Raw genomic sequence first — 12808 nt, 5'->3', positions numbered from 1 at the left:
AGATTGGCGGAGCGCCCGCCCACGCTCCACAGTCCCCACAACGCCCGAAGTGCCCAGTTGTTCACAAGGTCAGTTGTTCAAAAGGGCGGCGCGGGGCTATTCGACGACCTCGTCCGTCCAGACCTTGAAGCCAGCCAGCGCGCCCGGCCCGAAAATGTGGGTCAGCGGCACATCGGCGGCATCGCGTCCGGAGGCAATCAGGATACGGCCGATGCGCGGCGCGTTGTTGCGCGGGTCGAACGCGTGCCAGCGGCCGCCGAGATAGACCTCCATCCAGGCGGCGAAATCCATGTCCGACCACGGCTTCGGCAGACCGATATCGCTGATATAGCCGGTGCAGTAGCGGGTCGGAATGTTCAGGGCGCGGCAGAAGGCAACAGCGAGGTGGGCAAAGTCGCGGCACACACCACTCTGCTCGCGATAGGCCTCGGCGGCGGTGCGTGTCGGGCGTGCATTGAAATAGTTGAAGACGATGTGGTTATGGACGAAGTCGCAGACCGCCTGGACGCGCGGAATGCCGAGCGGGGTGCTGCCGAACAGCCGCCATGCTTCATTCGACAGCACGTCGCTCTCGCAATAACGGCTGGGCAGCAGGAACAGCAGCGTCTCCGACGGCAGATCGCGCACCTCGTGCTGCCACGCCGTCAGCTCGCGCGTCTCGAAGGAGCCGGGGTCGCGGATGACCGCGTCAGTGCCGAACGCAAAGCGCCCGGCCGGCGCAACGAGACGGTTGCACCAATTGCCGAAACTGTCGCGGTAGCTTTCGATTGGCACCGGCGGGTTCGACGTCAGGAAGTCCGGCCGCTCAAGATCGGATGCGCGCGAATAATGGACATTTAGCATCGCGATCAGCGGTGTTTCCTGCGGGAAATCGAAACTCATCTGGCAACCGATGTGGATCCGCATTGTCGTCCTGACCGGCCTGCCTGATCATCAGCTGGCGAAACGCAAGGGCTGATGCTGCAGTGCGAAGAAGACCATGGCACGGACCGCTGCGGTTTACGAGGGAATTAGAAACCGGTTAACAGCCATCGGCTAGGGCGACTGCACGGCAACGGCCTCTTGCAGTCGAGCGTTTTCTCTTGTTTCACTTCGCTAGGCATCAACTGGAGGAACGAATCATGGCTAAGGGTGCGATGAAGGCGGGCAAGGAAGCCCGCAAGCCGAAGAAGGACGCGAAGAAACCCGCTCCGGCGCCGGCCCTGAAGGCACCGCCGGTGAAGGCGATGAAGCTGAAGGACAAGTAGGGCCGCAGCTACCGTTTCGGCTCATTTCGACCGGCCGCGAACGCGGCCGGTATGATGTTCATTAAGCTCACGCTCATCCCCATGGATGCGGCGAAGATAGTTTTTGCGCCTTCAAGAAATCGGCCGGAAGCCATCGAAACGGAGCGTTCCGATGTCGTGGATTTTCCTGTTCCTCGCCGGCCTGTTCGAGATCGGCCGGGCGATCGGCCTCAAATACACCGACGGATTCTCGAAGCCGCTGCCGACCGTCCTGACGGTAGCCTCGATGATCGTCAGCCTGACCTTGCTCGGCCTGGCGCTGAAGGCATTGCCGGTCGGCACCGCTTATGCGGTGTGGACCGGCATCGGCACCGTCGGCACGACGCTGTTGGGGATATGGCTGCTCGGGGAGCCGGCGACGGCGATCAGGCTGGCCTGCATCGCCCTCATCGTCTGCGGCATCATGGGACTGAAGCTCGCGGCCTAGCCGATTCTGACAGACGAACGCGTTCGGGGCCGCTGCAAGGCGGCCCTGATTCTTGAATTCGACTGATTAGCGCCGGAAGGCGCTATCGGGCGGAGAAGCCGGGCGGCGTCCTGCCGGTGCGCTGCTTGCGCGCGGCATAGCGTGCGTCACGCTTGGCCTTGCGCTCGGCCTCGTCAGCAAGAAAACGGGCGATGCGCTCGTTCTCTTCAGCTTCCCGGATCTTCGCTTCGGCCTGTGCGGCTTCTTCCGCAGCGATGCGTGCCGCTTCGGCAGCTGCCTCGCGCTCGGCCTTTTCGGCCGCTTCGCGCGCCAGCTTTTCCTGCTTCAGCCTGGCCTTTTCGGCCTCGCGTATCGCGCGGGCCTCGAGGATCGCCTTGCGCTCGGCCTGCCGTGCCAGCACCGCTGGATCATCTGCCGCCGGCTTTGCCTTGAAGCGCTCCAGAAGCGCCTTCTTTGCCTCGTTTGCGGCATTGCGCCGCTCGAAAACGTCTTTTTCCCTATAGATAGCCAAGTCCACTTCCCTGAAGTCAATTTGCGAGGCTTACATACGCGTGAAAACCGAGAGTTCAAGCGCCAAAACGGTATGCCAGCCATGAAATTCTGATCTGTTGCAACCAGGAGACGCCATTTCGATTGAATTCGGCTGAAAGCCACCCGCACTGTTCACCATCCAGGCCTCTGGCGGGGCGACGGACTGATCGCTACCTGTAGCGGCAAGACAAAACGCTGGGATGACACACTATGGAACTCGGTCTCTACACCTTCGCCGACGTCAGCCCGCAACCGGGTCCCGGTGCGATCGGTGCGCATGAGCGGTTGCGCAACCTGATCGAGGAGATCGAGCTCGCCGACCAGGTCGGGCTGGACGTCTTTGGTCTCGGCGAGCACCACCGTCCCGACTATGCTGCCTCGGCCCCGGTGGTGGCCCTGGCGGCGGCTGCCGAACGAACCAGGCGCATAAAGCTGACCAGCGCTGTCACCGTGCTGTCGTCCGACGATCCAGTGCGCGTCTTCCAGCAGTTTGCCACCCTCGATCTTCTGTCCGGCGGCCGGGCCGAGATCATGGCCGGGCGTGGGTCGTTCATCGAGTCCTTTCCGCTGTTCGGCTACAATCTCGAAGACTACGACGAGCTCTTCGCCGAGAAGCTCGACCTGCTGCTCGCCATCCGCGATCATGTCAAGGTGACCTGGTCGGGCAGCCTGCGCGCGCCGATCAACGATCGCGGCGTCTATCCCCGGCCCGTGCAGGACAAATTGCCGATCTGGATCGCCGTCGGTGGAACACCGCAATCCGTCGCCCGCGCGGGCGTGCTCGGGCTGCCGCTGGCGCTGGCGATCATCGGCGGCGAGCCGGCGCGGTTCGCACCGCTGTTCGACATCTACAGGGATGCAGCCAGGCGGGCCGGCAACGATCCGGCGAGCCTTGCCACCAGCCTCAACGTGCACGGTTTCATCGCCGAGACCACGGACCAGGCAGCCGACGATTTTTACGGGCCGCAGGCCGAGGTGATGAACCGCATCGGCCGCGAGCGCGGCTGGGGGCCGACATCGCGGGCGCATTTCGACCAATCGCGCGGCCCGAACGGCGCGCTGTTCGTCGGCAATCCAGAACAGGTGGCCGAGAAGATCATTGCCCAGCACAGGATATTTGGCAACGACCGCTTCCTGCTGCAAATGGCGATCGGCACCATGCCGCACGCCAAGGTCATGAAGGCCATCGAACTCTACGGCACCAAGGTGGCGCCGATCGTGCGCCGGGAAACGGCGAAGGCCGTTCCCGCCGTGGCGGCGCCGGTTGCCTGATTGACCGGCAAGGCCGCGAGGCGGCCTTGCCGGTGACGCCGGCTAACGGAACCTTGAAGCGACAGAGGCGTTTTCGCCAACGGTCTGCACCAATCGCGGTGTGCCGCCGAGGGTCAGAATGAAAGCCGAACCCGCCGCTTCGGGCGCAAGCGCTGCCGAAAGCCCGGATCCGCGCGTCGAGGCGCGGGCGGATGCGCATCTGATGCGTTCGCTGCTCGTTGGCATCTTCATCCTCATGGCGATCTACGCGCTTTACTTCGCCCGCGCCTTCTTCATGCCGGTCGTTCTGGCTTTCCTGCTGGCGCTGACGCTGACGCCGATCGTTCGCTTCCTGCGCAAGCATGGCATGCCCGATGTCATTTCGGCGACACTGCTGGTGCTGCTTTCGTTCTGCCTCGTCGCCGTCGCGGGATATCTGCTCAGCGGCCCGGTCATCGATCTCATCAACAACACCTCGACGATCGGCCAGCAGCTTACCGAACGTCTGGCACAACTGCGCCGTCCGTTCGAAAGGATCGTGGAGATTTCACGCCAGATCGAGGGCCTGACACAGACATCCCAGGAGCCGGGCGTTCAGAGGGTGGCGATGGCGCCATCCGGTATTCTCTCGCAGGCCGCCGGCAATGTGCTGTCGGCCGGCGCCAGCGTTACTATCGTCTTCGTCCTGTCGCTGTTCCTGCTCGCCTCGGGCACGATGTTCTATGAAAAGATCGTCCAGTCCTTCCCCAGTCTTAGCGAAAAGAAGCGGGCGCTGCGCGTCGTCTACGACGTCGAACGTGAAATCTCGCATTATCTGCTTACCGTCACGGTCATCAACACATGTCTCGGCGTGGTCATCGGGCTCGGCCTGTGGGCGCTCGGCGTGCCCAACGCTCAGGTCTGGGGCGCGGCAGCGGCTCTGCTCAATTTCCTGCCCTATATCGGGGCGCTGACCACCATCACACTGGTCACGATCATCGCGCTGATAAGCTTCGACACGATTTCCTATGCGCTGCTGGCGCCGGCCTTCGTCCTTTTGTGCGACGTCGTCGAAGGCCAGTTCGTGACGCCGACGGTGGTCGGCCGCCGTCTCGAGATCAACGCAGTGGCGATTCTCATCGCCATCGCCTTCTGGTCGTGGCTATGGGGTTTCGTCGGCGCGCTGCTGGCGGTGCCGCTGCTGGTCGTCATCAAGGTGTTCTGCGATCATTTCGACGGTCTCAGCCATGTCGGCAATTTCCTGGCGGCGCAACACACGGCGGTGGCTGAAGAAGAACTCATCGAGGACAGCACTGCAGCGCAAACCGACGCGCGGCGTTTGCGGCGCCCGGATTGAATGCCTATATCGAGCCGGTCAAAGCTCGGACTCCCTTCCATGACCGATATCTCCTTCGACATCGATGCCTATTTCGCCCGCATCGGATACACCGGCTCGAGGGACGCTTCGCTGGACACGCTGGAGTCGCTCCATCTCTTGCACCCGCAGGCAATCCCGTTCGAAAATCTCGATCCGTTTCTAGGCCGCCCGGTTCGTCTCGATCTTGCCTCGCTGCAGGAAAAGATCGTCGCTCGGCGTCGCGGCGGCTATTGCTTCGAGCACAATCTCATTTTCATGCATGTGCTGAAGGCGCTTGGCTTCGCCGTCAGCGGCCTTGCAGCACGCGTTCTTTGGGGCCAGCCCGATGATGCCATAACTGCACGCAGCCATATGTTGCTGCGTGTCGAACTCGACGGCCGAACCTACATTGCCGACGTCGGCTTCGGCGGGCTGACGCTGACGGCACCGCTCCTGCTTCGACCGGGTCTCGAGCAGAAGACCCCACATGAGACATTCCGCATGGTTGAGACAGGCGATCATTTTCGCCTGCAGGCCAATGTCGGCGGCGACTGGCGTACGATGTACCGCTTCGACATGCAGCAGAACTATGAGGTCGACTATTCGGTCAGCAACTATTTCCTGTCGACCCACCCAACCTCGCACTTCCTTTCCTCCGTAGCCGCGGCACGGGCCTTGCCGGATCGCCGTTATGCGCTCCGCAACAACCGGCTGTCGACGCATCATCTCGGCGGCGGTACCGAGCAGATGGAGATAGCAACAGCCGCCGAACTCGCCGACGTGCTGGAAGGCCCGCTCGAAATCGCCATTCCCGACCGTGCAGCCTTCGAGGCCATGGCGCGACAGAAGAAAATCCTGGAGGCCTAAGACGCCATGACCGCTCTTTCCGTTCTCGACCTGTCGCCGATCGTCGAAGGCAGCAACGCTTCCCAGTCACTCGCCAATTCGCTCGATCTCGCCCGCCATGCCGAGCGGCTGGGTTACCGGCGCTATTGGCTGGCGGAGCACCACAACATGCCGGGCATCGCCAGCGCCGCCACCTCGGTGGTCATTGCCCATGTCGCCGGAGGTACCCGTACGATCCGCGTCGGCGCCGGCGGCATCATGCTGCCCAATCATTCGCCGCTGGTAATCGCCGAGCAGTTCGGTACGCTCAACGCTCTGCATCCCGGCCGCATCGATCTCGGCCTCGGCCGGGCGCCCGGCACCGACATGGCCACGGCACGGGCGCTGCGCCGCAACCTCGACGCCGGCGCAGACAATTTCCCGCAGGACGTCGTCGAGCTGATGGGTTACTTCCAGCCGGCCGAAGACGGTCAACGCATCCGCGCGGTGCCCGGCGAAGGCGAAAAGGTGCCGATCTGGATCCTGGGCTCCAGCCTCTACGGCGCGCAGCTTGCCGCCATGCTCGGCCTGCCCTACGCCTTCGCTTCGCATTTTGCGCCGGCCGAGCTCGACCATGCGCTGGAGATCTACCGCTCGCGCTTCCAGCCGTCGGAGCAGCTCGACAAGCCCTATGTGATGCTCGGCCTCAACGTCTTCGCCGCTTCTTCCGATGCCGAGGCGCGGCTGTTGTTCACCTCGCTGCAGCAGGCCTTCGTCAATCTGCGCACCGGCCGGCCCGGCCGATTGCCGCCGCCGGTCGAAGGATATGAGCGCGACCTCGATCCGATGGCCAAGACCATGCTCGGACAGGCGCTTTCCTGCGCCGTCGTCGGCTCTCCCGAAACGGTCAGGCAAGGCATCGAGGCATTCGTGGGCCGCACCGGCGCCGACGAACTGATGGTCACGGCGCAGATTTTCGACCATGCGGCGCGGGTGCGCTCGTTCGAGATCCTGGCCGACGCTCACAAATCGCTGTCGGAAGCTGCCTGAGAGTTGGTTCGCCACCTGGCACTGTTTGCGGGCAAGGCCGGCCTTAGGCAGGGAACATCGCGAACAGCTGTGCGAAGACATTGCGAACAGTTCGCGCGTTTTACGCGGAGGTTCTCGATCCGTCATGCTCGTCCGTTAGACGGAACCGCGGCGTCTACTAAATGACAATCACCTTGGTGCCGATTGTGGCGCGGTTATAGAGATCGATGATGTCTTGGTTCATGAGGCGAATGCAGCCAGCCGACACCGCTTTGCCGATGGACCACCATTCAGGGCTACCGTGCAGCCGATATCCAGTGTCGCCTTTCTCGTTGAAAAGATAGAGCGCCCGCCCCGAGCGGGTTCGTGAGTCCGCCCTCCATATGGGCCGGTATGATGCGGCCTCGCTTCTGCTCGCGCACGATCATCGCAGACGGCGCACTCCAATCCGGCCATTCGCGCTTCCTCGCAACGTGAGCAGTGCCATGCCACTCGAAGCCCGCCTTGCCGACGCCGATTCCATAGCGCAGCGCCTGACCATCTCCCAACACGTAGTAGAGGAACTTCGCTCCTGTATCGACAATGATGGTGCCAGGCGCCTCTTCAGTCGCATAAGGCACTGTCTGCCGAAGGAACTTCTGGTCAACCTTGTAGATCGGAACCGGCGGAACGCGAAAACCGGCATCGGTGAGGCCGCCATAGGCCGAGGGGGAAGTCTTTAATGCGCCGCCGGTGGTGCAGCCGAAGAATGCGACCATCCCAGCAAGTACCAGCCCGATTAGGATCGATTTCACGCGCATGACTCAAGCCGGCGCCCGTGTGAGCGATCAGCCGCATCTCGTCATATTCCTAATCCGACATGCTTCGATTGCCAAGATTTTCCTGCTTGTCGGCGGGCTGCCGCAGTCGGCAGGACAGTGGGAGCGCTGTCCGCCCGGCATTACAAAGTTTCTGAACAGTGCCCAAGCGCTACGCGCTGACGCTCTGCGCAGTGGCGCCTAGCGGACGGCATGAATTGCGGATCATCAAGCGTCCCTTGAGCGTCAGCTTGCGCGGCGGCGCATCCCTGTTTCCGGCGAGCCGGTCGAGCAGCAGATTGGCCGCCTGTTCGCCAATCGCCTGCACCGGCTGTGCGACCGTGGTCAATTGCGGCCGGAACACATCCGACCACGGAAAATCGTCGAAGCAGGCGACCGAAATATCCTCCGGACAGGACAGGCCGATATCGCGAATGGCCTTCATGGTGCCGATCACCATCGGGTTGTTGGCCGAAAAGATGGCGCTCGGCCGGTCGTGCAGCGAAAGCAACTGCATGGTGGCGTTGTAGCCATCGACTTCGTGGAAATTGCCGAAGCGGACGAGCTCGGGCTCGCCCGGCAGGCCGGCGGCCTGAAGGGCCTCGCGGTATCCCGCCATGCGGTCATGCATCGGCGAGATATCGAACGAGCCGGAGATGTAGCCGATGCGCCGATGGCCGAGATCGATCAAATAGGTGATGGCGTCGAACACCGCGCGCTGATTGTCGAGAACGACGGCATCGGTGTCGACACCCTGGCAAACACGGTCGAGCAGCACGACCGGCACATTGGCGTCGTCGACAATCCGTTTGAGGATCGCGCCGTCGCCGACACGCGCGACGATCAGTCCGTCGACCATCCGGTCGAGCAGCAGCCTGATCTGATCGTCCTGGGTATTCAGGTGCTCGTCGGTGCAGCACAGCATGACGGCGTAGCCGGCCCGGTCGAAAGCCTGCTGGATGACCGAGACCACGTCGGTAAAGAACGGGTTGGTGATGTGTGGGACGGTGAGCCCGATGGTGCGTGTGGTGCCCATCTTCAGGCTGCGGGCGATGGCATTGCGCTTGTAGCCGATGTCGCGGATCGCCTGTTCGATGCGCTGGCTGAGCTCGGGGCTGACGGTCGCGGTGCCGTTGATCAGCGCCGATACGGTGGCCACGGAAACACGCGCCGCCTCGGCCACATGAAGCATGGTCGGAGCAGTGAATTTGCGCTGCTTTTTTCGTCCTGACGCTGTCATTTTCGAAACGTTTAACCACTCCACGGCAGCAATAAGTACGGAATCTTATGATTTTGCGCAAGAATTGAAATGAATCAATCTTAGGCTCCAGATATTGCCTTGACATGATCGAAACGTTTAGATTAGCGTTTGAGGTCTTCGGTGACGACGGAGGGAGGCCGTCCTTGTCATGCAGCACGGCAATTCCATTCCTGCGCAAGGCGTTATGGCGGGCGGCTCGGCTATCGTGCTGAGCGCCGAACATATCTCCAAGTCCTTCGGCGGCATCGCCGCACTTGTCGATGTCGGTTTCGAGCTGCGGCGCGGCGAGGTCCATGCGCTGATGGGCGAGAACGGCGCCGGCAAATCGACGCTGATGAAGATCCTGTCCGGCGTCTATACGGACTATAACGGAACGGTCAGTATCGATGGCCACGCGGTGCGCTTTGCCGGGGTCCGCGAAGCCGAGCGTGCCGGCATCGCCATCATCCACCAGGAGCTGAACCTCGTCCCCGAACTCAGCGTCGCCGACAATATCTTTCTCGGCCGCGAGAAGCTGATCGCCGGGTTGATCGTCGACCGCAAGGCGAGCAGCCGCGGTGCCGGCGCGCTGTTGCAAAGGCTCGGCATCGAGCTCGACCCGGATGCGCGCGTCGGTGCCTTGCGCGTCGGCGAACAGCAACTGGTCGAGATCGCCAAGGCGCTGTCGATGTCGGCACGCATCCTGATCATGGACGAGCCGACCTCGGCGCTTTCGCCGGCCGAATGCCAGCGGCTGTTCCGCATCATCCGCCAGCTCGCCGATAGCGGCGTGGCGATCGTCTACATTTCGCACCGCATCGACGAAGTCATGCATCTAGCCAGCCGGGTCACGGTCTTTCGCGATGGACGCCACGTCCTGACGCAGGCGATGGACAAGCTCGACGAAGAGGCCATAATTTCAGCGATGGTCGGGCGAAACCTGCTTGCTTCCTTCCAGGAGCACCGCATCCCCGGTGGCAACACGGTCCTTTCCGTAAGCGAGCTGTCGTTGTCGAAGCCCAATCGCCATGGCTGGCGCACCGTGCTCGACGGCGTCAGCTTCGATCTTGCCGCGGGAGAAATCCTCGGCATCGGTGGGTTGCTGGGCTCGGGCCGTACCGAAATCCTGGAAACCATCTTCGGGTCCAGCGGCGGACGTGCTGGCGGTGAGATCAGGCTCGATGGCGAGGCAGTAGAAATCCGTTCGCCGCGCGATGCGCGCCGGCTCGGCATCGCCCTGGTCACAGAAGACCGCAAGACGCAAGGCCTGCATCTCGAGGCCTCGATCACCGACAATGTCGCGCTGCCGCTGGTCGGCGCGCTGGCGCGGTTCGGCCTGCGCTCGCTGGCCGGCGAGCAAGGGCTGGCACAGGACGCCGTCAAGGCGCTCGGCATTCGCTGCGAGACCGTCGAGCAGTCGGCCGGCACGCTGTCCGGCGGCAACCAGCAGAAGGTCGTCATCGGCAAGTGGCTGGCGACGAGGCCGCGGGTACTGCTGCTCGACGAGCCGACGCGCGGCATCGATGTCGGCGCCAAGCGGGAAATCTACGATCTCATCTTCAAGCTGGCGCGAGACGGGCTGGCGATCGCCGTCATCAGCTCGGAATTGCCGGAGCTGCTGCATCTTTCCGACCGTATCCTGGTCATGGCCGACGGCCGCCAGACGGGAATGCTGTCTCGCGCGCAAGCCAGCGAGGAGGCCATCATGCGACTTGCGGCGCCGCGACGGACCATGACGAGGCCTGCCGCATGAGCATTTTGCATATCCTGTCCCGGACGAAACTCTATTGGGGCCTGATCGCCATCTTCCTGATCGGCGTGCTCGGCTCGCCGATCAGCTCCAAGGGCAACAACATTTTCCTGTCCTACGGCAACCTGCTCGATGTGCTGCGCCAGGTGTCGACCACCGGCCTGATTGCCACCGGCATGACGGCGGTGATCATCACCGGCGGTATCGACCTTTCCGTCGGCTCGCTGATGGCAATCTGCACGGTCGTCTGTGCCATGCTGCTGACGGTCCCCGGCGTGACGCCGGCGGTGGTGCTGGGGGTGCCGACAGTTGCCGTGGCAGCCCTTTGCCTCGGCATTCTCGTCACTCGTTTCATCCTGCTGAACATCGAAAAATCCCGCGCCGGCGCGCAGGCCACGCACGACATCAGGTTGGACAGCGTTCGCGGGCTGGTCACGCCCGGCATTGTCGGGGTGATCCTGTGCAGTCTGGTGCTGTGGTTCCTGCTGCCGCAGGTAGGCTCAAAATTCGGCGTGCTCGGCGTGTTGCTGGTGGCGCCTTGCGTCGGCCTGCTGTTCGGCGCGCTCAACGGCTTCATCATCGTCGCCGGGCGGCTGCAGCCCTTCATCGTGACGCTGGCGATGATGGTCACTGCGCTTGGTATCGCCCGGCTGACAGCCGGCCAGAACAATGCGGTGCTGCCGGTCTATACCGGGTCGAACGCCACCGCCGATTTCGAAATGCTGCGCTCGCTGGTGTTCGGCGTGATCCCGATGCCGGGCCTGTTCTTCCTCGGCGCCATCCTGATCTACGGCGCCGTGCTGCGCTTCACCCCGTTCGGCCGCTATGTCTACGCAATCGGCGGCAATGAGGAGGCGGCGCGGCTGTCGGGCATCGCCGCTGGCCGCGTGAAGATCGCCACCTATGCCGTGTCAGGGCTGCTGGCCGGCATCGCGGCGGTGCTCTATGTCGCGCAGTACCGGCAAGGCAAGCCGGACGCCGGCGCCGGGCTGGAGCTCGACGCGATTGCCGCCGTGGTCATCGGCGGCACCAGCCTGATGGGCGGACGCGGCAGCCTCACCGGGACGTTCTGCGGCGTGCTGATCTTCGGGCTGCTCTCCAACATCCTGCAGCTGCACAACATCAATTCGAACCTTCAGCTGGTGCTGAAGGGGATGATCATCATCGGTACCGTGCTCGTACAGGAGCGCAATGCCGGTGATCTTCTCTTCTATCTGCGACTGCCCGGTGGGCAAGCGCACAAGGAAACGGCCGCGGCAAAGCGGCCGTCGCAAGAGACCGCGTCTCTGAATATTGGAGGAAACAAGAAATGAAACGACGTGAATTGTTGAAGCTCGCCGGGCTGACAGCGGCACTCCTGACCACGACCGCCATGTTTGCTGGCGGTGCCCATGCGCAGGACAAGAAGTGGAAGATCGGCTTCTCGCAGGTGACGACCATCGAACCCTGGCGCGCCCAGTTCAACAAGGACATCCTGGCCGAAGCGGCCAAGCATCCGGAAGTCGAGCTGATCATCACCGACGGCGAGGACAAGACCGAGAAGCAGGTCGCCGATGTCGAAAACCTGATCCGTCAGGAGGTCGATGCGCTCTTGGTATCACCGAAAGAATCCGCCGGCCTGACCGGTGTCGTGCAGCAGGCGATCGATGCCAAGATCCCGGTCTTCGTGCTCGACCGCAACGTCGAAACCAACGACTACACGCAGTTCGTCGGCGGCGACAACAAGCTGATCGGCCGGGCTGCCGGTGAATATGCCGTCGAGCTGCTTGGCGGCAAGGGCAAGGCCGCCGGCAACGTCGTCGAGATCTGGGGCGGCATGGGCACCCAGCCGGCACACGACCGCCATGACGGCTTCCATGAATTCACCGACAAGGAGCCGGGCATAAAATACCTGCTCGACCAGCAGTCGGGCGACTGGAAGCAGGACCAGGCCTACAACATCATGGCGACCGCGCTGCGCAACAACGAGAAGATCGATCTCGTCTACGGCCACAATGATCCGATGGCCTATGGCGCCTATCTCGCAGCCAAGGACGTCGGACGTGAGAAGGACATCAAGTTCATCGGCATCGACGGCCTGCCCAATGAAGGCGTGCAGCTGGTCGCCAATGGCGAGCTGACGGCGACGTTCACTTATGTGACGCCGGGCGCCGAAGGGCTGCGGCAGGCGATCAAGTTCCTGAACGGCGAGAAGGTGGAAAAGACCATCACCCTGCCGACGCAGAAGATCACCAAGGAAAATGCCGCCCAGATCCTGAAGGACAACGGCCTCTGAGACGAGGCTTTCCTGCCGGGCGTTCAGCGCCCGGCAGGAACAACAACCAAACGCCGGCAGG

General features: G+C 62.9%; 12 protein-coding genes and 1 pseudogene. 9 read left to right on the top strand and 4 right to left on the bottom strand.

Annotated elements, in window-relative coordinates; all coding sequences use genetic code 11:
* Positions 1–96: 96 nt before the first annotated feature.
* Positions 97–906: a transglutaminase-like domain-containing protein gene (locus tag NKG60_RS07995; RefSeq protein ID WP_254815869.1), complete on the bottom strand. Its 810-nt coding sequence runs from the start codon at positions 904–906 to the stop codon at positions 97–99.
* 215 nt (positions 907–1121) lie between these two features.
* Here NKG60_RS07995 and NKG60_RS07990 point away from each other — a divergent pair, with 215 nt between their 5' ends.
* Positions 1122–1247 carry a hypothetical protein gene (locus tag NKG60_RS07990; protein ID WP_013528464.1) on the top strand — a complete coding sequence of 42 codons (126 nt, stop codon included), beginning with the start codon at positions 1122–1124 and terminating at the stop codon, positions 1245–1247.
* Between the two features lie 151 nt (positions 1248–1398).
* Positions 1399–1713, top strand: a complete 315-nt coding sequence (sugE, locus tag NKG60_RS07985; RefSeq protein ID WP_352862965.1) for a quaternary ammonium compound efflux SMR transporter SugE — start codon at positions 1399–1401, stop codon at positions 1711–1713.
* A gap of 82 nt (positions 1714–1795) precedes the next feature.
* Here sugE and NKG60_RS07980 read toward each other — a convergent pair whose 3' ends face one another.
* Positions 1796–2224: a DUF6481 family protein gene (locus NKG60_RS07980; RefSeq protein WP_023718183.1), complete on the bottom strand. Its 429-nt coding sequence runs from the start codon at positions 2222–2224 to the stop codon at positions 1796–1798.
* 230 nt (positions 2225–2454) lie between these two features.
* On the opposite strand from NKG60_RS07980, the gene NKG60_RS07975 reads away from it, so the two are divergent.
* The 4 genes from NKG60_RS07975 to NKG60_RS07960 all read left to right on the top strand — a co-directional run bounded on the left by NKG60_RS07975 (position 2455) and on the right by NKG60_RS07960 (position 6706).
* Positions 2455–3516 (top strand): LLM class flavin-dependent oxidoreductase, encoded by a 1062-nt coding sequence (locus NKG60_RS07975; RefSeq protein WP_352663617.1) that lies wholly within the window; start codon positions 2455–2457, stop codon positions 3514–3516.
* Between the two features lie 118 nt (positions 3517–3634).
* Entirely contained in the window at positions 3635–4831 is a 1197-nt protein-coding gene (locus NKG60_RS07970; RefSeq protein WP_352974756.1) for an AI-2E family transporter, read from the top strand.
* A gap of 39 nt (positions 4832–4870) precedes the next feature.
* A complete protein-coding gene (locus NKG60_RS07965; RefSeq protein WP_352862963.1) occupies positions 4871–5698 on the top strand; it encodes an arylamine N-acetyltransferase family protein in 828 nt (275 codons plus the stop codon).
* A 6-nt stretch (positions 5699–5704) separates the two neighbouring features.
* Positions 5705–6706: an LLM class flavin-dependent oxidoreductase gene (locus tag NKG60_RS07960; RefSeq protein WP_352862962.1), complete on the top strand. Its 1002-nt coding sequence runs from the start codon at positions 5705–5707 to the stop codon at positions 6704–6706.
* Between the two features lie 157 nt (positions 6707–6863).
* Here the strand turns inward: NKG60_RS07960 and NKG60_RS07955 are convergent.
* Together NKG60_RS07955 and NKG60_RS07950 are read right to left on the bottom strand one after the other, a co-directional pair.
* Positions 6864–7485: pseudogene (locus tag NKG60_RS07955) on the bottom strand (L,D-transpeptidase).
* Between the two features lie 169 nt (positions 7486–7654).
* A complete protein-coding gene (locus NKG60_RS07950; RefSeq protein ID WP_352862960.1) occupies positions 7655–8674 on the bottom strand; it encodes a LacI family DNA-binding transcriptional regulator in 1020 nt (339 codons plus the stop codon).
* 217 nt (positions 8675–8891) lie between these two features.
* On the opposite strand from NKG60_RS07950, the gene NKG60_RS07945 reads away from it, so the two are divergent.
* The 3 genes from NKG60_RS07945 to NKG60_RS07935 are packed head-to-tail and all read left to right on the top strand — an operon-like array spanning position 8892 to position 12747.
* Positions 8892–10475, top strand: coding sequence for a sugar ABC transporter ATP-binding protein (locus NKG60_RS07945; protein ID WP_352862959.1), 1584 nt, complete (start codon positions 8892–8894; stop codon positions 10473–10475).
* Positions 10472–11785, top strand: a complete 1314-nt coding sequence (locus NKG60_RS07940; RefSeq protein ID WP_023718176.1) for an ABC transporter permease — start codon at positions 10472–10474, stop codon at positions 11783–11785. The genes NKG60_RS07945 and NKG60_RS07940 overlap by 4 nt, the downstream gene beginning before the upstream one ends.
* Entirely contained in the window at positions 11782–12747 is a 966-nt protein-coding gene (locus NKG60_RS07935) for a substrate-binding domain-containing protein (protein WP_352862958.1), read from the top strand. The genes NKG60_RS07940 and NKG60_RS07935 overlap by 4 nt, the downstream gene beginning before the upstream one ends.
* Positions 12748–12808 lie beyond the last annotated feature (61 nt).

Origin of the sequence: Mesorhizobium sp. M1428 (genome assembly GCF_040317515.1) — a bacterium.
Lineage (GTDB): Bacteria > Pseudomonadota > Alphaproteobacteria > Rhizobiales > Rhizobiaceae > Mesorhizobium.
Note: the sequence above shows the minus strand (reverse complement) of the source record. Positions and strands in the feature narration are given on the sequence as shown.

Coding starts and splice junctions, on each gene's coding strand:
- NKG60_RS07945 (WP_352862959.1), top strand. CDS start 8,892: ATGCAGCACGGCAATTCCATTCCTGCGCAAGGCGTTATGGCGGGCGGC.
- NKG60_RS07970 (WP_352974756.1), top strand. CDS start 3,635: ATGAAAGCCGAACCCGCCGCTTCGGGCGCAAGCGCTGCCGAAAGCCCG.
- NKG60_RS07995 (WP_254815869.1), bottom strand. CDS start 906: ATGCGGATCCACATCGGTTGCCAGATGAGTTTCGATTTCCCGCAGGAA.
- NKG60_RS07950 (WP_352862960.1), bottom strand. CDS start 8,674: ATGCTTCATGTGGCCGAGGCGGCGCGTGTTTCCGTGGCCACCGTATCG.
- NKG60_RS07960 (WP_352862962.1), top strand. CDS start 5,705: ATGACCGCTCTTTCCGTTCTCGACCTGTCGCCGATCGTCGAAGGCAGC.
- NKG60_RS07990 (WP_013528464.1), top strand. CDS start 1,122: ATGGCTAAGGGTGCGATGAAGGCGGGCAAGGAAGCCCGCAAGCCGAAG.
- NKG60_RS07975 (WP_352663617.1), top strand. CDS start 2,455: ATGGAACTCGGTCTCTACACCTTCGCCGACGTCAGCCCGCAACCGGGT.
- NKG60_RS07935 (WP_352862958.1), top strand. CDS start 11,782: ATGAAACGACGTGAATTGTTGAAGCTCGCCGGGCTGACAGCGGCACTC.
- sugE (WP_352862965.1), top strand. CDS start 1,399: ATGTCGTGGATTTTCCTGTTCCTCGCCGGCCTGTTCGAGATCGGCCGG.
- NKG60_RS07940 (WP_023718176.1), top strand. CDS start 10,472: ATGAGCATTTTGCATATCCTGTCCCGGACGAAACTCTATTGGGGCCTG.
- NKG60_RS07965 (WP_352862963.1), top strand. CDS start 4,871: ATGACCGATATCTCCTTCGACATCGATGCCTATTTCGCCCGCATCGGA.